General features: G+C 68.1%; 15 protein-coding genes. 6 read left to right on the plus strand and 9 right to left on the minus strand.

The window, feature by feature from the left end; genetic code table 11:
- Positions 1-176 precede the first annotated feature (176 nt).
- The 3 genes from QZ588_RS14045 to QZ588_RS14055 all read left to right on the plus strand — a co-directional run bounded on the left by QZ588_RS14045 (position 177) and on the right by QZ588_RS14055 (position 4,753).
- Positions 177-1,622, plus strand: a complete 1,446-nt coding sequence (locus QZ588_RS14045) for a carotenoid oxygenase family protein (RefSeq protein WP_295543571.1) — start codon at positions 177-179, stop codon at positions 1,620-1,622.
- Positions 1,622-3,223 (plus strand): penicillin-binding protein 2, encoded by a 1,602-nt coding sequence (locus QZ588_RS14050; RefSeq protein ID WP_295543572.1) that lies wholly within the window; start codon positions 1,622-1,624, stop codon positions 3,221-3,223. Before QZ588_RS14045 ends, QZ588_RS14050 begins: the two co-directional genes overlap by 1 nt.
- A 168-nt stretch (positions 3,224-3,391) precedes the next feature.
- A complete protein-coding gene (locus QZ588_RS14055; RefSeq protein ID WP_295543573.1) occupies positions 3,392-4,753 on the plus strand; it encodes an FtsW/RodA/SpoVE family cell cycle protein in 1,362 nt (453 codons plus the stop codon).
- A gap of 181 nt (positions 4,754-4,934) precedes the next feature.
- On the opposite strand, the gene QZ588_RS14060 is transcribed toward QZ588_RS14055, so the two are convergent.
- From QZ588_RS14060 to QZ588_RS14075, 4 genes are all read right to left on the minus strand, one after another.
- Positions 4,935-6,359: a SagB family peptide dehydrogenase gene (locus tag QZ588_RS14060; protein ID WP_295543574.1), complete on the minus strand. Its 1,425-nt coding sequence runs from the start codon at positions 6,357-6,359 to the stop codon at positions 4,935-4,937.
- A gap of 13 nt (positions 6,360-6,372) precedes the next feature.
- Positions 6,373-8,643: a TOMM precursor leader peptide-binding protein gene (locus tag QZ588_RS14065; protein ID WP_295543575.1), complete on the minus strand. Its 2,271-nt coding sequence runs from the start codon at positions 8,641-8,643 to the stop codon at positions 6,373-6,375.
- 213 nt (positions 8,644-8,856) lie between these two features.
- Complete coding sequence (locus tag QZ588_RS14070) at positions 8,857-9,144, minus strand: NHLP leader peptide family RiPP precursor (protein ID WP_295543576.1); 288 nt, start codon at positions 9,142-9,144, stop codon at positions 8,857-8,859.
- Positions 9,145-9,620: 476 nt separating this feature from the next.
- Complete coding sequence (locus QZ588_RS14075; protein WP_295543577.1) at positions 9,621-10,040, minus strand: ATP-binding protein; 420 nt, start codon at positions 10,038-10,040, stop codon at positions 9,621-9,623.
- 200 nt (positions 10,041-10,240) lie between these two features.
- Between QZ588_RS14075 and QZ588_RS14080 the strand changes: the two genes are divergently transcribed.
- Both QZ588_RS14080 and QZ588_RS14085 read left to right on the plus strand, forming a co-directional pair.
- Positions 10,241-10,687 (plus strand): SET domain-containing protein-lysine N-methyltransferase, encoded by a 447-nt coding sequence (locus QZ588_RS14080; protein ID WP_295543578.1) that lies wholly within the window; start codon positions 10,241-10,243, stop codon positions 10,685-10,687.
- Positions 10,688-10,715: 28 nt separating this feature from the next.
- Positions 10,716-11,960: a diaminopimelate decarboxylase gene (locus QZ588_RS14085; protein ID WP_295543579.1), complete on the plus strand. Its 1,245-nt coding sequence runs from the start codon at positions 10,716-10,718 to the stop codon at positions 11,958-11,960.
- Here the strand turns inward: QZ588_RS14085 and QZ588_RS14090 are convergent.
- The 3 genes from QZ588_RS14090 to QZ588_RS14100 all read right to left on the minus strand — a co-directional run bounded on the left by QZ588_RS14090 (position 11,923) and on the right by QZ588_RS14100 (position 17,514).
- Complete coding sequence (locus QZ588_RS14090) at positions 11,923-13,314, minus strand: hypothetical protein (protein ID WP_295543580.1); 1,392 nt, start codon at positions 13,312-13,314, stop codon at positions 11,923-11,925. The two genes, QZ588_RS14085 and QZ588_RS14090, sit on opposite strands and share 38 nt — an antisense overlap.
- Positions 13,283-14,404, minus strand: coding sequence for a hypothetical protein (locus tag QZ588_RS14095; RefSeq protein ID WP_295543581.1), 1,122 nt, complete (start codon positions 14,402-14,404; stop codon positions 13,283-13,285). The genes QZ588_RS14090 and QZ588_RS14095 overlap by 32 nt, the downstream gene beginning before the upstream one ends.
- Before the next feature lie 161 nt (positions 14,405-14,565).
- The gene (locus QZ588_RS14100; protein WP_295543582.1) at positions 14,566-17,514 is read right to left on the minus strand and encodes a hypothetical protein; all 2,949 of its coding nucleotides are present in this window, start codon (positions 17,512-17,514) and stop codon (positions 14,566-14,568) included.
- 126 nt (positions 17,515-17,640) lie between these two features.
- Here QZ588_RS14100 and QZ588_RS14105 point away from each other — a divergent pair, with 126 nt between their 5' ends.
- The gene (locus QZ588_RS14105) at positions 17,641-19,290 is read left to right on the plus strand and encodes a PP2C family protein-serine/threonine phosphatase (protein ID WP_295543583.1); all 1,650 of its coding nucleotides are present in this window, start codon (positions 17,641-17,643) and stop codon (positions 19,288-19,290) included.
- A 105-nt stretch (positions 19,291-19,395) separates the two neighbouring features.
- On the opposite strand, the gene QZ588_RS14110 is transcribed toward QZ588_RS14105, so the two are convergent.
- Both QZ588_RS14110 and QZ588_RS14115 read right to left on the minus strand, forming a co-directional pair.
- The gene (locus tag QZ588_RS14110; RefSeq protein ID WP_295543584.1) at positions 19,396-19,674 is read right to left on the minus strand and encodes an NHLP leader peptide family RiPP precursor; all 279 of its coding nucleotides are present in this window, start codon (positions 19,672-19,674) and stop codon (positions 19,396-19,398) included.
- Between the two features lie 162 nt (positions 19,675-19,836).
- Entirely contained in the window at positions 19,837-20,121 is a 285-nt protein-coding gene (locus QZ588_RS14115) for an NHLP leader peptide family RiPP precursor (protein WP_295543585.1), read from the minus strand.
- Positions 20,122-20,141 lie beyond the last annotated feature (20 nt).

Below are 20,141 nucleotides of genomic sequence, written 5' to 3' on the forward strand. Positions count from 1 at the left end.
GCTGCACACTCGCGTCTGCGTGAACCCGGACCTATTGTACCCGGCCTGCGGCCCGATAAGTCGGACAGCCTCCTAGCGCTCGGCGACGCGGGGCGAGCACCTCGCCCCCAGACCCTAGACCCTAGACCCTCTCTCCGCCCGATACAAGTCAGCGTCACACGGGGATAATACCGGCCATGAGCACCGACCAACCCCGCCTCTGGTCCGGAGCCGTCGCCCGACCGGCCCGGGAGTTCGCAACCACCAGGCTGCGGCCGACGCGGGGTGCGGTGCCCGCCGGCCTGCGCGGCACGCTCTACCGCAACGGGCCCGCACGCCTGGCGCGCGGCGGCATGCACGTCGGTCATTGGTTCGACGGCGACGGGGCGGTGCTGCGGGTGCGCTTCCAGGACGGCGCCGCCGAGGCCAACTATCGCTATGTCCGGTCCGACGGCTTCCGCCGCGAAGAGGCCGCAGGCAGGCTCCTCTACGGCAACTACGGCATGACCGCGCCCGGGCCCATCTGGAACCATTGGCGCCGGCCGCTCAAGAACGCGGCCAACACGTCGGTGATCGCGCTCAACGACCGCCTCCTGGCCCTGTGGGAGGGCGGCGGTCCGCATGCGCTGGACTTCGAGACCCTGGCCACCCGAGGGCTGGCGGATCTGGCGGGTCCCGGCGGCGAGCGTCAATCCTCCGAGCCCTTTTCGGCCCATCCGAAGCAAGACCCGGCGACGGGCGATATCTACAATTTTGGTGTGGCCATCCCCGGCCCCAGGGCCCGGCTGGTGCTCTACCGCTGCGACCGCGGCGGGCGACTGCGGGCCAAAGGCCACTTCGACCTGGACGCTGTGCCACTGATCCACGACTGGATCCTGGCGGGCCCTTATCTGGTGTTCCTGGTGCCGCCGGTGCGCGTCTCGGTGCTGCCGGTGCTGCTGGGGCGCAAGTCCTACGGTGAGGCGATGCGCTGGCGCCCGGATCTCGGCACCCAGATCCTCGTGTTCGAGCGCTCGAGCCTCGACCTGGTGGCGCGGGGTGAAACCGAGCCCGGCTACCAATGGCACTTCGGCAACGGCGCCTGCGCGGACGGGGGCTGGGTGGTGCTGGATCACGCGCGCTATGCGGACTTCAGCACCAACCAACATCTGCGCGAAGTGGCCAGCGGGCGAACCACGACGCCGGCCGAGGCGACGCTGTGGCGCATGACGCTCGACCCGAAGACCGCCCGCGTCGAAGAGCATGCGCAGATGAGCCCGCGGTCGGTGGAGTTCCCGATGGTCTTGCATGGCGAGACCGGCCGCCCCTGGCGGCGCACCTACATGGCCGCCCACCGCCCCGGCACGGAGACCACCGCCGAGCGCTACGACACCCTGGCCTGCTTCGATCACGTCCACGACCACCTCACCCTCGCCGACCTGGGCGATGGCCGGTATCCTTCCGAGCCTGTGGTGGTGCCGGATGCCGAAGACCCATCCCGGCACTGGCTCATCAGCGTGGTGTACGATGGCCGGGCCGACGCCGGCGAGGTCTGGATCTACGATGCCGCCGCCCTGGCGGCGGGGCCGGTGTGCATCCTGGCCCTGCCGGACGTGGTGCCGCTCAGCTTCCATGGCTGCTGGCGGCCGGCATCAACGCGATAATGGATCTCCTGAACAGCCTCTTCCAGTCCGCCCCCTGGGGGCCGCTGCGCCTCGGTTTGCATGCGGTATTCTTACTGGCGGCAATCTTCGTGCTGAAACGGGTCTTGGACCTGCGCGCCGTCGTCGGACTGAAGCACCTCGCCAAGCCGCGGGCGGGCTTCGCACTCGCCGGCATGCTGATGCTGGCCGGCTTTGGCGCCGTGCTGGCGTACCAGGCGACCTGGCAACTCTCGGGCACGGCACGGCCGCAGTTCATCGCCTTCATGCAGTTGCATGACCGCCGTCAGTTCAACCCGGCGCATTGGATCGAGCGCGGGCGCATCCTGGATGTCGCCGGCACCGTGCTCGCCGAGAGCCGCGTGGTGCAGACACCGGCCGGGCCGACGGCGCAACGGTACTATCCCTTAGGTCCGGATTTTGCGCATGTGGTGGGCTATGCGGACCCACGCTTCGGCGCCGCCGGCATCGAGGCCGCCGCCAATATCCAGCTCAACGGCGGGACGCCGGATTCACTGGCGGACTGGGGCGCCCTCGGCCGGCAGCTTCTCACCCAAGGCAAGCGCCCCAAGGGCAATGACGTCACCCTGACGCTGGATGCGGCCCTGCAACGCCTGGCCATGGAGCGTTTGGGCGAGCGGGCGGGCGCCGTCGTGCTGCTGCGGCCGCAGGATGGCGCGGTGCGGGTGCTCGCCAGTAACCCGTCCTTCGACCCGGGCCGGATCGAGGCGGACCTGTTTCTGCGGGCGGACCCGCAGGCGCGGCTGCTCAACCGCGCCACCGCCGGGCTCTATCCGCCGGGGTCGACGTTCAAGGTGGTGCTCGCCGCCGACGCGCTGGACCGCGGCTTCAACGGGCTCATCGAGTGCCCCGCGGACGGCTGGACCACGTCCCGGCACTATCGCAAGATTCGCGACCACGACTACTACGAGGCCCGCCGCGCCGGGCGCACCTGGCAGGGTTACGGGCGCATCGGGCTGACGACGGCGTTGGTGGAGTCGTCCAATGTGTTCTTCGCCCAGCTCGGCGTCCACCTGGGTCACGACGCCTTCCGGGCGACGACGGAGCGCTTTCTGTTCAATAGCCGCATTGCTCTCGGCGCGGGGAACAGCCGCCCGCAGTTCATGCGCACCGGGCGTATCCCCCGCATCGCGAACGCCGACCGCTACGGGCTGGCGCAGGCGTCCATCGGCCAGGGCAAGGTGCTGGCGACGCCGGCGCAGATGGCGCTCATCGCCGCCGCCGTCGCCAACGACGGCGTCGCCGTGCGCCCGTATCTGATCGCCGGCGAGCAGCCGGCCGCCGTCGGTCGTTTCATGCAGCCCGCCACCGCCCGGCAGCTGCAGGTCATGCTGCGCCGCGCCGTCGCCGAGGGTACCGGCCGCGGCATCGAGACGCCCGGGCTCGCCATCGCCGGCAAGACCGGTACGGCGGAGAATTCCTTCGGTGCCTCGCACAGCTGGTTCATGGGCTTCGCGCCGGCCGATCGCCCGGCGCTGGCCTTTGCCGTGCTGGTCGAGCACGGCGGCTACGGCTCCACGGCGGCGGCGCCCATCGCGCGGGATCTGCTCCTATTGGCCGAGCAGCGGGGCCACTTGCCGTGAGCTCGAGCCGGCGCAGCGCTGGCGGAGTCCGGGCTGCGCGCGTCACAGCGCCGCCGTGGTGTCAACCCTGCCCGGGTGCTCCCGCGCCCGGTGTGGCGCGCCGACGCGCGGGCTCACACCCACCCGGGCCGCGGCCCATCGCCGACTCGCTTACGCCCTGAACTGCAGATGGCCAAGCCCTCTCGTCCCGAGACCCTGGCGGAGCGTTGGGCCGCCCGCGCGCCGGAGCGACAACTGCTGCTGTGGGTGCTCTTCGCCGTCGGCGTCGGCTTCCTGATGGTGCTCGGTGCGCTGCCGAAGGAAGGGATTGCCGTGCGCTGGAGCGATCTGGTGCCGCCCCTGGGCTTCGGACTCGCGTTCTTCGGCGCCCACCTCGTCTTCGTCGCCGCCGGCTTCCGCGGCGATCAGCTGCTGTTGGCGCTGGTGACCTTCGTCGCGGGCATCGGGCTGCTGGCACAGGTTCGCATGGGTGTCTACGCCGGCGACGGGCTGGTGCCCGCCCACCTGTTGCTGCCAGCGGCGGTCATGGTCCTGGCGCTGGTGACGGTGGCGCTGCTGGACGGGCGCTATCGCTGGCTGGCCGCGGGCATGTGGCTCTGGGCGGCGCTGTCGCTGGCTGTCGTGGCTTTCGTGCTCTTGACCGGTCAGCGCTTTCGCGGTGCGGTCTATGGCGCTGGCTTCATCACTCCAACGGAGGTGCTGAAGCTCACCGTCATCGTCTTCGCCGCGGCCTTCATCGACCGCCACGCCAAGGCACTCGGTAAGTGGCGGGGGCGGATTCCGCTGCCGCCGCTGCGCGCCCTGTGGCCGCTGGCGCTGTTCGCGGTGCTGCTGCTCGGGCTGCTGCTGGTACAGCGGGACCTGGGGCTGGTACTGATCCTGGGGCTGGCGCTGCTGCTGCAGCTCGCCGCCGGCAGCAGGCGCGTCGGCTATCTGGTCTATGGCGCCCTCGCAGCCGGCGCGGTGGGGTACGCCGTGCTGCAGTTCTTCAGCCACGGCCAGCGCCGTGTCGCCAGCTGGCTGGACCCCTTCAGCGACCCCACCGGCGCCGGCTGGCAGGTGCTCCAGGGCCTGTCCGGTATGTACGCCGGCGGGCTCTGGGGCGAGGGCTTCAGCCAGGCGCGACCGCGCTACACGCCAATCGCCGAGTCGGACTTCATCTATGCCGTGGTCGCCGAAGAGCTTGGCTTCATCGGCAGCGCGTTGTTGCTGGTCTTCTTTGCGCTGCTGTGCTGGCGTCTGATCCTGATCGCCTCCCGTGCCAAGTCCCCCTTCGGCATGCTCGCGGCCACCGGCATCGCCGCGGTGCTCACGGTGCAGACCCTGCTCAACGTCGGCGGCGTCACCAAGGCCATGCCCATCACCGGCGTCACCCTGCCCTTCATCAGCCAGGGCGGCAGCAGTCTGCTGGTGACCTCCGTCGCGCTGGGGCTGGTGCTGGCGGTCTCCGATGGGGAGCCCAAGCCGGTGCGGAAAAAGAAGGCGTCGGCCAAACCGGCCGGTCAGCCGCGGCGGCGGCGAAAGGTCTGAGTGATTCACACACCCTGGAACAATTCCGGCGCGAGACCCACGAGATGGTGATATCGAAGCGTGGCGCGCCGAGCAGAAATCCAACAACGAACAGAAAGCATAAAGCGCTGAGATCCCATCCGCGACATTCGCCCAATGGAGCGATACCGCCAGTCCATCAGACAACGATGATTGGGCGAAATTACAGTGCATCGGGCGGTCCCGACAAGGCGAGCTCACCTACAGAGGTCTCTTCGTAATAGCCGGTGCCGACGGCGGCGGCGAAACGGTCCGAGTGACCGGCACCGATCGCGCAGGGGCTGAGTCCCAGCGCGGTGGCCACCAGGTAGCACTGCTGATAGAGCACCCCGACGTGCTTGAGGATGGCCGCATAGGCCATGCTCTCGTACTTCCAGCTCATGCGTGCGACGCGTGCGGCGAGTGTGATGACGACATCCGGCGGGGTCTCCATCGCAGCGGCGCGCATGGTGTCGCGCACCAGGCCCGCGCTCTCTGCGCTCGGCGCGGTGATCCACTCCAGCGCATGGGTCAAGGGATCGTAACGATACAGGGCCGGCTCCAGACCGCGGCACCGGGTGACGGTCAGATACAGCTCCAACTCGTGCATGGCCCCGCCGCCGGCGACCGGGCGCAGCGTGGCTGCATAGTGACGCGGGTCCTCGGGATCGGCCGGGCGGTGCTGCTGCACCCGCGCCACGTGCCAGAGCAGGTGCCCCAGTTGTGCCAGGGTCAGGGGCTGCGCGCCTGGCTGACGGAGCGAGCGGCGCGCCTCGACCACCGCGAAGAAGTCCGGCCCGGTGGACCCGGCATCCGGTTGCGGGAGCGCAATCCGCGCGCCGGCGCCCGCGGGCTTGATGGCCGGCGCATGGGGGAGGTCGTCGACGAAACGGAAGGTGGCGCCGAGCGGGTAGTCGTGCCGGCCCATCCGGCTGCGGGCGTGAAAGCGCAGGTCATGCGCCTCCCATTGCCGCAGCGCCGGGTCGTGATCCTCGGGAAGCAGGCCGGCGTCGTCACAGGGGAAGATGGCCGGGAGGCTCAGCAACAGACGCAACAGGCCGGCGACGGTGTCCGGGTCCAGATCCAGCGCGGCGTCCGCCAGCCCGGCCGCGGTCTGGGGGCGGGCCAGCAGCCCCACCAGGGCGGCCAGACGCCCATCATGCAGACGCAGCCGGGCATGGCCGAGCGGACAGTCGACCAGGGTCGCCTCGCCATCGCGGCTCAGCGCGGCGAAGCGCGAGAGCCGATAGGATGCCGCCGCATCGACCTCCGGCGCGAGCGCGCGAAACCCCGGGGTCATGGGCTCCAGGGTCGCCAGCCGCCGGCCGTCCTGATCCAGCCCATAGGCCAGCAGACCACGTTGCTCCAAGGCCATCAGCAAGTAGTACAGGGACGCGCCCATGACCTCGGGCTCCGTCGCCTGGGCCTGCGTCATCAGCGCATCGGCGCGGCCACCGCTGCCAGCGAGTGTTTGCAGCAGGCAGCGCGCCGCCGGGCCGGACCCGCGATGGCGCAACACCGAGTCCGCGCCGCGCACGATCAGCCAGTCCTCACCCTCGGTCAGGAGACGGGCGCCGGGGCACAGGTGCAGATGGAGCGCAGGGTGCATCACGGTCTTGCCTTCAAAAGAAGATGGAAATCGGATTGAGCGCATCCTCGGTGAGTGGGCGCTCCAGCCAACCCATGGTCACCGGCACCTCGTACAAACGCCCCGCGCCGTACCGCGCCCAGAAATGTCGCAGCCCCGGCACGATGACCTTGGCCACCGGCATGCCGACATCGGCGCGGGTCTGGTCGAGCACCAGCACTTCCATGCCCAGCGACTCGATGCGCGCGCGGCAGACGGCCAGATCGGCGAGCAGATCGCCGCTGTGACGCACGGGGAAATCCGCCCGGGTGCGCGGGGGAACCGCTGGATCGGGGGCCAGGTAGGGCTGCGTCTCGAGCGTCGCGGTGGTCAGCCAGGCGAGGGTCTCGGCGTCTTCAAGCTGGAGATCGTCGGTCTCCCGGCCGTCGCGTGCCATCCCGAGCATCTGGTTCATCTCGGCGAAGGCGCGTTGCAGCGCAATGCGCGCGTCCAGATGACAGCCCAACCCAAACAGTAACCGCTCCTGCGGTCCCTCGCGCCGCCGCGACACGGCGACGAAGGCCGGAATATCCAGGTCGCTGGTGACGTCGAGCGCCCAGGTGTCGCGCCCCAGTCCGTCGTAATACTCGGCCAGATCCAGCAGCCAGGGCTCGCCGAAGCTCGCAATATCCACCCCGGGCTTGCGCAAGCGGTTGTACCACCAGAGTGCCACCGCGTCGCGCTCGACCAGCTCGAGCAGGCCCTGCAAGACGGCCTCTTCCAGATTGTTGCCGGAGGCATTGCCATTGGAGCAGCCCATGGCCAGGAAGCGCGCACAGTCGGCGCTGGCGGGCGCCTGGTAATAGAGCAACTGGGTCGGCAGATAGCGCTCGGCGTCGTGGGTCAGCGACCACACCGGCGTCCAGTCGATGGGCAGGTCGTCATCGAGCGGCTCGGGGATGCGGTTGAATTTGGATGGCCTGGCATTCCAGGCATCGCGCTCGGCGAACTGGCGCTCGCTGTAGCGCATCACGGTGTTGGGGTGGATGACCGCCGCGCCCCGCTCGGCGCGCATCCGCCGATAGCTGGCGGTGACGATGATCTCATCGCCCTGGCGCTCGCCGCTGTAGCGCTCGATGGCCTCGCACAGGGCGCTGGCCCTGGCCTGGCTTTCGGTGACACCTTTGCCGGCGCTGGCGTGGCGCAGGCTGCGCTTGAGATGGTCGAGGCGGTCGAGCCGCAAGGCTGGGTTGTGCCCAACGATCACGACCTGCGCGAGACCGTCGGCCGCTTGCACCGGCACCAACTGGCTGACCACCCCGGTGATGGGACTGATCAGATGGTCGTAGTCGCGCAGGGTCTTCTCCGGTGTGACGCTGCGATGGCCGCCATCCTGCATGAAGCGCGCCGGGCGTGGGACCAGCCGCACGGGTCGCCGTGCCGGCGTCACCGGCTGACCGCACGCCGGGCAGGCCGGATCGACCAACAGGCGATGGGTGCGCGTCGTCAGACTGCTGGTGTCGAGACTGAGCACTGCGCCGTCGACCGCCGCCGAGACGCCCACCAGATGCTTGGCGATCTCGAGCACCGCCAGCTCGGCGGCCAGGCGTTGGGTCGCCGGCAGCGCCGCGCGGCCCGTGACCAGGGGTTCGCTCAGGGCCAGCCGCCGGGCGGCGAAGGCCTGGACGGTGCGGTGGCGCACCAGGCGCTTGAGCAGACAGACATGACAGCCGGGTTGGTCGGGCCGATAGAGCGGACCGAGCCAGGGTTCGTAGCCATTCGGTTTCAGCAACAGCCAGGGTTGCCCGGCGGCGCGCAGTTCGGTCGTGATCGCGGTCAGTTCCGGGCGTTGGTAATCGTCGGTCAGCACCACGACCAGGGCCGGCGCTGTGGAGGGCGCATGTCCCGGCGCCCCGAGCGGGATGGCCAGCTGCTCCAGCGCCGCCCGCAGGGGCGCGGGGTCGCTGTTGCCCAGCGCGCGCAGCTGCACCGATGTCTCGGCAAGCCGCGCCTGCGCCACCGCAGCCGAGACGCCGAGACGCGACCAGAACGCGTCGATATCAGCGGAGATCGCCGGCGCGGCGTCCTCGAGATGGCCGTTTTTCTCCAGAAGAAGCAACGCATAGTAGACGTGCGCGGCCTCGAATTCGTCGGCCAGCGCGGCCACCAGGTCGTCGGGCGTGCGGGTGCCGTCGAGCAGCGGGGCGAGGCGTTCGTAGGGCCGCCCGTGCAGGGCGCGGGCGCCCTCCTCGGACAGCAGCAGCACGCCCTCGTCGGGGATGCGTGCAGGGGTCAGGTGGGGCTTGAAGCGGGGGCGTTGGAGCATGGGTTGTGGTTCGGCTGCGGCGGATGCTTGGTTGTCGTTGCCGACCAGGTCAGAAATTGCCAACCGCCGCACCGTCCATCGACCGACAGACAATAATGGTTGAGCCGGTAGCCCATCGCCAGCGGCTCGGACTGTCCGTACGACCTTGGTATGGTCGACTGTTCCGCGGGTTGCGCGCTCGGGTCAGCGTCCTAGTCTGACCCAACGACCGCTTTAGGCGCAGATATAGCTATTTTGGGTGAGGTAATAAGTCGGTTCGCTAAAACCACCGCCGCTTACCCCACTCACCGCCTCATCCGACAGCTCTGTCGGTTTGGCTGGTATCACGAGCGTGAGATCCTGCGCCGTGTTCTCAGCGACCCGGACGGTGACGCCTTCCGGCACTGTCATGCCCTCCGCCGCCAGCGTCCCGGCGGGATCGGCCATGAGCTTCTGCTTGAAGGCCTCGTCGGCCCAGCACTTGGCGATGAGTTGTTGGTACTGATTCGATTGCTCGTGCATTTGGCGTGCTCCGTTGGTGAGGGCGCCTGAGTCAGGTGCCGATGCCTGAGCGGCGCGTGATGATGCATGGCCCGCAGGCAGCACGGGCTGCGGGTCTCAGGCTACGCCAGGGTGACCACATCGGCTTTACCGAGAGTCCACAAGGCTTGTCTGTGCGTCCATGTGGTTGTGGGGATGCCGGTGCGACCGGCGCCCGCCGGGCGAGTCGGGAACCTGCTTGTTGTGAGGGCGGAGCGGCGCAGCGCGGCGCCGGCCGTGCGGATGCCCAAGGCGGCGCTGGGCGGGCTCGACCGTCACCACGCCATGGACGCACAGACAAGGGTTATGGATGCTCAGTCAAGCCGGTATGCCCACGCTTCTGTATAAACTGGGGGGCGGTGTCGGTTCGCAATCGCCTCGAGCGAGGGCCTGAAGCGCCATGCGCCCGGCCTGCGCCCGCTGCGGCAGCAGGGTTGACAAGGCCTTGGCGATACGGGTCACGGGGTCATGTGTTTCGTCAAGGTGAGCTGGTTCTGGTTACCTGCACGGACGTAGCGGATGTCGTCCATCATCTGGCGCACGAAATGCACGCCGAGACCACCGATCCGGCGCTCCTCGAGATCGGCATCGAGGTCCGGCTCCGGCGCCTGCAGCGGGTTGTAGGGGATACCGTCGTCGACGACCCGCGCCCGGAGTGAGCCGGCCTCGGTCCAGAGACTGACGCTGAGCCAGTGCTCCGCGTCATCGGGATAGGCGTAGTTGATGACGTTCGTGACCAACTCATCGAGCGCCAGGTTGAGGTGCATGATGGTCTTGGTGGAGAGCCCCCGCTGTTCGCCAAAGGACTCGACGGCCGCGGCGAGATGGCTCAGCTCGGAGAGATCGTTTTTCAGGTTCAGCAGCAGTGGCTCGTTCATGTCACCCTCGGTGGTGGGTCTTGATCATCGCGCTGTCCACCTGCCCTGATGGTCCCACAGATGAAGACAACAATACGGATGCTCAGGCATGAGAGGGCCATGGGTGAGCGAGCGACAAGTGTTTGGACGCGGCGATGATGACGGTCCCACTGTGTAAGCTTTGGTGGTGCGACACAAGCGTGATGCAAGAGCCTCCTACGATGACGGACACAGCAGCTTGGCGCCGGCAGGTCTGCGCGCATGGCGCTGCGTTGGTGGCGAGCCGTGATCTCGCGCCCGGCGAGCTGGTCGGCGGCTTTCAGGGCAAAGTGTCGCGCGCGCTCGGACAGCACACGCTGCAGATGCTGCCGGGGCTGCATGTCGAGCTCGGCCATTCGGTGGGCCTGCTTGCACACGGCTGTGCGCCCAATTGCGTGCTCGACATGCACGCGCTCGAGCTATTGGCCATTCGCCCGATTCGCTCGGGGGAACGGCTCACCATCGATTACGCGCAGACCGAAGATCGGCTGTTCAGGCAGTTTCCCTGTGACTGCGGCGCGCGCGAGTGTCGGCGCTGGATCAGCGGGCGCCGCGAGCCGGTCAACGCCGCGGGCTTGGCCTACCTGGCGCGCCTGAAGGCGGATCGCAAGGCGTGGTCGACCCGATGATCGCCGCGCTGCGTGCGGGATGATGGCCGTGCCAGAGACTGCCAAGTCGCCGGATGGCCGCGCCTGGTGGACGCGCGCGGACCTGGGCTTTCGTCATGGCCAGCTCGAGCTGTCGGGTCGGGTGCTCGCCGAACTGCACCGGGCCGCCGGCGGCCCCCTGCATGTCCTGTCCTGGCCGCGCGTGCGCGCCAAGCTCGCTGCCCTGCGCGGGTCGCTCGAGGCGGCCGGGCTGGACGCGCGTATTCTGTATGCGATGAAGGCCAATCGGCTCGAGCCGCTGTTGACGGCGCTGGCACTGGAGGACGGCTGTGGCATCGACGCCTGCTCACCGGGCGAGGTCGCGCTGGCGCGCGCCTGCGGTTTCGCGCCGGAGGCGATTTCGGTCACCCTGTGCGCACCCAGCGATGCGGATCTGAGGGCGCTGCTGGCGCATGCCGGGCTCTGGATCAACTGTGACGGACTCGGTGTGCTCGAGCGTGTCGGCCGGCTGAGCCCGGGGCGGGCGGTGGGCTTGCGGGTCAATCCCGGGATCGGGCTCGGCTATGGCGACAATCCAGCGCTCGACTACGCCGGCGGGCGCACCACCAAGTTCGGCGTCCTGCCCGAACAAATCGAGACCGCCTGCGCGATCGCTCGTCGTCATCGGCTTGCGATCACGACGCTGCATGTCCACGCCGGCTGCGGCTATCTCAACGATCAGCTCGATCGGTTGGATCAGTTGGTCGCCGCCGTGCTCGACCTTGGCGGGGCGCTGGAGGCGCCGCTGGAGCGGATCAATATCGGCGGCGGGCTGGGCGTGCCCCTGACACCGGGAGACCGGCCGCTCGAGCTGAGCGCCTGGGCCGCGGTGCTGGCACAACGCCTGGCCGGGCGCGGGCTCAGGCTCGAGGTCGAGCCGGGCGCCTACCTGGTGCAGGATGCCGGGGTGCTGGTGTTGCAGGCGGTCGGCAGCGATTGGCGCGGCGGACGCCGCGTGGTCTATCTCGATGGCGGTTTCAATCTGGCCCCCGAGCCGGCCTTCTACGGACTGCCCTGTCAGCCGGTGCGCTGTCGCGCCCTCGAGCCGGATGAACCGCTGTATACCACCGATGTGGCGGGTAATATCAACGAGGCCCTGGACCTGTGGGCATCGCAGCAGCCGCTCCCCGAGATCCGCGACGGCGAGTCCGTGGCCCTGCTCAATGTCGGCGCCTATGGCGCGGCCATGGCCTCGGATCACTGTCGGCGCGGCGCCTTCAGCCACTGGCTGCTGACCGCTCGCTCGGCGTCTTGAGGCGCGCGATCAGAAGCGCCCCTCCGGGCCCGTCCTCCTCCGTCAACAGACGATCCAGCTCATCGGCGAGTTGCTCCAGCTCGCAGTCGGCAGCCGCATTGGCGCACCAGTCGATTGCCAGTCGGGCCGCGACGGGCTCGAGCGCGGCCTGACAAATGAGACCATTCGGATGCCTGATCGGTGCTGGATGCGCCGTCACGCGCCGCGCCGCGAGTGGCTGCGGAAAACGCTCAACCATGACCTCGGCCCCCGCGCCGAACAATGCGCTGAAGCGTTCCCGCACAGCCGGTAGCCAGACCTCCGACGGACCCAGTCCCCAGGCCAGGGCGCGCGCCCACCAGGTCGCCGCGTTGCAGGCCTCGGCATCGCTCGTGACCCGCCCCAGCGCGACGAGCAATGAGCAGCCGCCATCGACCTGGACCTGGAAGGCGCCATCGGCGGCGCCGACCAGTGTGGTCAGGACCTCCCAATCGCGACAGGCGGTGAGCGTCTGTGGCATCAAGACCCGTCGCCGGGCGCGCGCCTCTTGTTCCAGACGCTCACCCGGCGCCTCGGCGAGTGCGCGTGCGATTGCGGTGCGCTCCAGGTGGTCCATCAGCGCGACCGCGCGATCGAGCTCGGCGAATTCCCGCATTCGGGGCGCTGCCTTGCGTTGCTGCGGATCTTCATCCGCGATGCGCGCCTGGAGTCGCTGACCGAGACGGTCGAGATCGCCCCGGATGATCGCGTTCAGATAAAACGAGAGCCCCAGGCCGAGCGCAACCGCACCGAGGATGGCGAGCACGGCTTGATGCCACTGACGCCGCATCGCTGCGAGCGCGTCATCGATCTCCAACACCACGCCAATGAACTGCTCTGGTGCCTGGCGCGTCGGCATGGGGGCCATCAGCGCGTACCAGGCATGCTCGGGGAGCAGGCTCAGCTGGATCTGCTCGCCGTCGTCGGTGCGTAGCCTGCGCGCCGGGTTGAGCCAGCCCCAACCCCGGGCACTGGTCGTTGCGTCCGGGTCGAGGAGTGACGCCGGTGGCTGATCGAGCCAGACGGCGAGCGGACGCGATGGCGCTTCGGCATCCACCAGGAACAGGCTGCGCGCATTGGTTGCCGCCAGCGCGCGCTCCAGTGGCGCCCGATGCGACTCCAGAAATTCGCTGCCCCGATACCGCAGGAACTCGCCCGCCACCGTCGTGATGGCCTGCGCCTCCCGGCGCAGGTTGTCGAGGCGATGGTTGCGTTCGAGCATGCCATTGAGCAGCGATACCAGGCTCGCGAGTCCGACGAACAGCGCGAGCGTGAGCGCGCTGATGATGAAGCGCAGCCGCATCTCAGGCGCCCCGGAGCCGGAAGGGTAGTGCATCCACGCCCGGCTCGATGGGATCGCCGGCCAGATGCATGACACGGCCATCGGTCTCCACCGCCAGCAGACGGCCCTCACCGGGCAACAGGAGACGCGATGCTGTCTTGCCGAACCAGGCCGGCCAATGCTCAGGCTCCTCTGGGCTTTGCTCCCAGAGCCGGCGCATCAGGTTGATGAGGTCGATGCGCTGGCGCCAGCCGACCAGGTCGTCCGCGTCGGGGCGGCTGGCCGGGCTGATCACCCAGAGCAGACGCCAGCCGCAACGATGGCCGAGCACCAGTGCCTCGCGCTCTGGATCATCGAGCGCTTCGGTGCCGGTGTCGGTGGCGACGCGCGTGTGCAACCAGTGGCGGGTCGCGTCGTGGAGACGGCGCGCACGCAGCGCCCCGATATCATGGCGCGCCGCGTCGTGGCTGCGTTGCAGGCGCGCGCGCAGGGCATCGATCGCCGCGGCGACCGGGCGCAACTCGGGGATCAGCCGGGTCGCGTCGGAGCGTTGCGCGCTCGACCCGGCGGTGGCGCGCGCGGCGAGCGTCTTCAGTTGTTGCATCGGCTGGCTCAGCCGCTGTGCGATCACCCAGGCGATGATGAGTCCCGCGCTCAGGGCCGAGAGGCCGATCACCAGGACGGTCAACAACGCGATGCGGGTGCGCTCACGGATGACCGTGACATTGACGTCGGCACCGGCGGCGGCGACCGCGTTTCCGTTGGCATCGCGAATCGGGGCGAAGCCGGATTTCAGTAGCCCCCACTCCTCCCATGCCTCGATTGGTGAGACTGCGTGCGGCGCGCCGCCGAGGATCTTGTACATGGCGTCGACCGCGTCGCTCGGTAGCAGGTCGATTGTTCCGATCGGCGTGAAGTCCTCGGCGGGGCTGGTGTCGATCACATAGATGACCTCACGCTCGCCGTTGCCCAGGACTTGGGTGTAGAGATAGGTCAGCCCCAAACGCTCGCGGATTGCCCGCATCGGCGTCACCAGATCGTCATAGCGCGGGTCGACCTTGAGCTCGAGCGCATCACGTCCGAGCCCTTGCACCTCGTCGAGCAATGACTGATGCGGTTCGGCCTCGATCAGGGCGCCGGTCACCGCGCTGGTGGCGATCAGCAGACGATCGAAGCCATCGTTGATGGCCCGGTTCAGGTCGTGGTGGAGGAGCAGGCTGAAGCCCAGGGTGACGCTCACCACCGCCGGCATCAGCACGCTCAAGACCCGCTGCGCCAGGCCGGGTGTTGGGCGCTGGCTCTGGCTCATGCGCGGCTGGCCTCGAGGGTACCGGCGATGCCGCCGGCCTTCGCGGAGTCGCCGGCTGCCGCTGCTGCGCCATTCTCGCTGAGCGTGATCAGTGCCAGCCGGGCCGCCTTGCGCAGCGGGCGCGTCGGCGCCGCGAGCGCCAGGCGCCTGGCCAGCGCCGGCGCCTCGGGCAGTTCCAGATCGACCGCCGCGAGCAGGGCGAGTGCCTGCTCGCCGGCGCTGATGTCGTGTGATTCGAGCAGTTGGCGCAACACCCCGGGCAGGTCGGGCCGCGGTGCGCTGCGGCGCTGGGCCATCCGCGCCGACCCCTCGACGGCGAGCAGCTGCCTGAGGCTCTCCAGGTGGCGACGGCTCAGGCCATGCTCGATCGATTCGAGCGCATTGGCCCGGTCCTTGGGATTGGTCGAGGAGAGCGCCTGATCGAGACTCTGGTAGTCGGGGACACGACCGGCGAGGGCCGCGATCTCCAGCGCGCGCAGCCCCGCCTGCTCGGCGCTGAGACGGCGCAATGCAGCCAGTGTCGCAAGCGCCAGCCGCAGGCAGGGTGTCCCGGCGACCCAGCCCTGCAGGAGTTCTTGCAGGCGGGCGGTCTCGGAGGCATGCGCCTCATCGGTTGGATCGGTGTCATATGACCGCGGCTCCGAGGCCGGTAGCCGGAGTTGGAGCGTTTCGTCGAGGACGGCATCGAACAGCGCGATCGCCGGCGACTGACCGAGCCAGTCGTGCCCGCCATCCTCGGGGACGCCCTCCAGCAGTGCATCCAGCATCGAGGCCTGTTCCAGCGCCTCGCGACCGCGCGCAAATTCGGTGTCGAGCACCTCATCGAAGAGGGCGATGGCCTGCCCCAGATCCACCCGCGCCGCCAGGTTTGCCGCCAAGCGGCGGGTGGCGTGACCGAACCCCGGCTCGGCGAGCACGCGCATGGCTGGCAACAGTGCGCGCGCGCCCCAACTGGCCAGGATGTCGGCGAGCCACTCACGCTCGACCGGGCCGAGGCGCTCGGCGCGCTCCAGCACCGGCACGATCAGGCGCGCGTCGGCCAGCACCCCCAGACACTCCAAGGCCAGCCAACGCGACTCGTCGTCGCTCGATTCGAGTATCGCGAACAGGCGCGTGACCAGCCCGGGAGGATTGAGGTCGGGCGCCAATGCCTGACGCAGACCGCCGAGCGCGGCGCGGCGTACCTGGCAATGGTCATGATCAAGGTGCTCGGTGAGGATGCGCAGTCCGATCGGGCCGCCGATGAGGCCGTAGCCGCGCAATGCCAGGCAATGCTCGTCAAGGCCCCCCTGGGTCAGGCGATCGAGCGCCAGAGTGGCCGCACGCACCTGCGCCACGCCACCGAGACGCCAATAGGCGATCGCGGCCGCGGCGCGCAGATGCGCTTTGGGACTCGCGAGCCAGTCACGCGCCCGCACTTCCGAGACCAGGCCGGCGCGCGCGGCGGCCAGCGCCTCCTCTGGGGGGGGCTCCTGGAAATGTGCCGCCATGTCGGGCGTCCAGGCATGCTCCCCGGCCGCCGCCGCGTCAGCGCTGCCACCGCCGGTGCGCGCGCGCGGGGCGAGGCGCGACAAGGTTTGGATATTGAGCGCCAGCGCGCCGCGATAGGACTGACGCAGCAGCAACGCCAGCGCCAGCAGTCCGACCGCCAGCAACAACCCGATCCCGGCGATACTGCGCGGGTCCAGCCAGGGCGCGATCAGCAGCAGGAAGAGTCCGGAGAACAGGCTGGCGCTCGGCTCGGCGAGGCCCTCGAGGTAGGTGCGGATGGACTGTTTATGCGCGCCCGGAACCGCATTGAACAGGAGATTCTGGGTGTTGTACTCCACTGAGGTCAACACGCCGTGATAGACCCAGAAGGCCAGAATCGCCGCCCAGACCTGATCGGTGATGAACAGCACGGCGAAGGTGCCGAGATAGACCAGCGGCATGACCAGGGTCAGGGTGCGCACCCCGAGTCGCGCGACCAGCCAGCCATAGACGAATAAATTCATGACCAGGTTGAAGATCGCCGCGGCGACGAAGAGCCGGCCAAAGAGTGCGGCCAGCTCGTCGAGTGCATAGTCGCGCTCAAGGATCGTCAGATACTGATATTCGGCCAGGTTGGTCAGCAGCAGGGTGGTGAATAGCACGGCTGCGAGCGTCAGGCTGAACGGTGAGGTCAGTAACGCCTTCAGCGCTGACCCCCTGGGCTCCGGATGATCCGCTTCCCGGACGCCGGTATCGGTCAGTCGCACCCCGTGTCGCCCCAGCACCCGCAGCAGTGGCCAGGCCGCGAGGGCGCAGCCAGCCCAGGCCAGGAAGAATGCCGCCATCGGCAGACGGATTGCGAGCCAGACGACCAGCCCTGCCCCCAGGGCGCTGCCCAAGGCCAAGCCGGCGCTGAACACCGGAAACAGCCGCTTGGCCGCCTGGATGGTGAAATAGCTGTCGGCGACATTCCAAAACAGCGTGTATAGCAAGATATAGCAGGCCGCCGTGTAAAGCTTGATGGCGAGGAAGAACGCCTGCTGCAGGGGCTCGACCCAGTGTTCCGGGATGCTGAGCGCCGCGAATACTGCGGTCGGCGCCCGCCAGCCGGGCCAGAGAGCGTGGCCCTCGTGCAGCCACAGCAGGCCGGCGATCAGCAGCCCGAGGACGAGCAGGACCCACTGCATGCCCTCGGCCAGCCGGTTGATGCCGCGACGCTCCAACCAGCGCGTGTAGCCGGGCGTGATCAGCGCCATGAGGATTGGGGTCGACACGAAGACAAGCCACAGCGAGCCCGAGCCCACCTCGGTGAGAAACAGGGCGTCGCCCGCGGCCATCCCCATGGTCATGCCCGCCTGCAGCAGCACCGCGAAGCTCAGGATCACCAGCACGAGATGCGCCTCGCCGGGCCAGAGGCGCGCGCGACCCGCCCGGCGTGGCCGGCGGATGCTATTGTGTTTCGATGTTTCGCCCAAGCGTCGCTCTATGGTTGGTCGTGCCATTCAGCCTGAAGCGCGGATCGTACCATCGCCAGCGGATACCGACGCCGTTGCGATGCGACTCGGGCTGCGTTCAATATGTCGGTTGCGACGGGGTTTTTCGTGAAGTTTACAAGACGCTTGCGGCTGCTTTTCCTGGCCCTCGGGGCGGTGATCTCGATCGCGTTCACGATCGGCGCCTATCAGAGTCTGCGCTTCGCCCTACTGGCGGGGGCCGACGAGCAATTGCGTGCCGCCGCCTATGCCGTCGATGAATTGTTCTCGGATGACTACCATCGCGCCATCAGCGGCCCGGCGTCGGTCTCCCCGGAACGCTTTCTCGAGGGCATGCGTCGGCTGTCACGCTATGCCGATCGGGCGGGCTTTGCCTACGTCTACACTTACATGCGCGTCGATGGCCAGGTCGTGACCACGGCGACTTCGGCCACGCCCGAGGAATGGCGCGATGGCACGCAGGATGTCTTTTTCAATCTGTATGACACGGCGCCACCGGAAGTTGACCTGTCCTTCGATGATGGACAGACCCGATTTTTGAGCTACACCGACGGCTATGGTGCATTCCGGTCGATCTTCATGCCCATGGACACCGGGGATGGCCGTCGTTATCTGATCGGCGCCGATCTCAGCCTGGACAGCTTGCATGCCGAGCTGCGTGAGTTGCTCTGGCTGTCCCTGGCCATCGGTGGCGGGGTGTTCTTGCTGACCCTCATCCTCTCCGAGCTCGGCTCGCGCCCGCTGGTGCGTCCATTACTCGATCTCACCGGACTCACCTCGCGTCTGGCCGAGAGCAATTTCCAGATCGATCATATCGACGGGCAATCGCTTCGCACGATGAGCGAGCGCCGCGACGAGGTGGGGACCCTGGCCCAGGCGCAGATGGAAATGCTCAGCCGGCTGCAGGCATTCCTGGTCGAGCTCGAGCGCGAGGTGGCCAAGCGCGAGCACACCGAGGGCGAACTGGCCGTCGCGCGCGCCATCCAGCTGGGCATGCTGCCGCAGCTGGGGCTCGACGAGCGGGCCCGGCGTCGTTGCCATCTCGAGGCGGAGATGATCGCAGCACGCGAGGTGGGGGGCGATCTCTACGACTACTTCATGCTCGATGAGCGGCGTCTGTTCATCGCCATCGGTGACGTCGCGGGCAAGGGGCCGGGCGCGGCGCTCTTCATGGCCGTAACGCTGACGCTCATCAAAGCCCATGCGCAGCATAGCGGCTGTGAGAGCCCGGCGGCCTTGCTTGAGCGGGTCAATGACGAGCTGGAACGGGACAATCCGCAGCAGCTATTCGTGACCATGATCGCGGGGGTGCTGGATCTCGACACCGGGGTCCTGGTCTACGCCGATGCCGGCCATGACGCTCCCCTGATCGTGCGCGCCGGTGGCCTGATCGAGGATGTCGAAAAGCTGCCTGGCATGGCGCTCGGTGTCTGGCCGAGCTTCCAGTTCGCCGAGGCGCGCCTGCAGCTCGAGCCTGGCGATGTGCTGGTCTTCTTCACGGATGGGGTGACCGAGGCCATGGACGCCAACGAGGCCCTGTTCAGCCGCGATCGACTCAAGCGTACCCTGGCCGAGATCAAATCGCGTCCCACCAACGCCCAAGAGGCGCTCGACAGCATTCTGGCAGCCGTCCAGCAATTCGCCGCTGGCCAAGATCAGGCCGATGATATCACGCTGCTGGTGGTGGGGCGGCGGGAACCGGGCAGTGATTGCGAATCCGTCAACCGGCAGGCGCATGCGCTCCCGACGGATCAGTGATGAGATGCGATTTGAGGGACGCATCCGTGCCGTATTTGGTGGCGCGATGGATGTGCTGAGCGCATGGCGATAGGGCGATGGGGCGATGGGTGTCTCGATCTGGCGTCATATTTCAATTGGCTCGCAATAAGTGTGAAAGGAGATGTAGGCGCCGGCAGCAATAACTTCGAGAGCGTCATCCGACAGCTCCGTCGGCCGTTGGGGGATCACGATGCACAGCCGGGTGTCGGTATTCTCGTGGACCTCGACACAGACGTTGGTCGGAATTTCGATCCCTTCCTGCTTCAGTGTTTCCGCCGGCTCGGCCATGAGACGCCGTTTGAAGGCCTCATCCGCCCAGCATTTGGCGACGAGTTGCTGGTATTGCTTGGGTTGGTCGGTCATGCGGTTTACTCCATCAGTCCTGGTGCATCATACGTGCAGCGACAACGCCGGGACCGCACGCTCTATTGCATCGTCAACTGATCGTCATCAAAGCAGCTGAGCCCGCCCGCGGCGGATGTTGGTACCTCATCCTCCAGCGCCGTCGGCTTGACGGATCAGGCGTCAAAGATAGGGGGAGTCGGCACACTTTGGTACCCACCAAGGTAACCCCACCCCGGCGCCGACAGCGCTTATGGCATCATCCGATAACTCCGTCGGCCGTTGGGGGATCACGATGCACAGTTGGGTCTCGGTGTTCTCGTGAACCTGAACATTGACGCCGGTCGGGATTTCGAATCCCTCCTGCGTCAGCGTCTCCGCCGGCGCGGCCATGAGCCGCGCCTTGAAGGCCTCGTCCGCCCAGCACTTGGCGATGAGTTGCTGATACTGGCTCGCTTGCTCGTTCATGCGGCGTTCTCCGTCGGTGA

Source organism: uncultured Thiohalocapsa sp. (assembly GCF_913062725.1).
In the GTDB taxonomy this organism is placed as follows: Bacteria; Pseudomonadota; Gammaproteobacteria; order Chromatiales; family Chromatiaceae; genus Thiohalocapsa.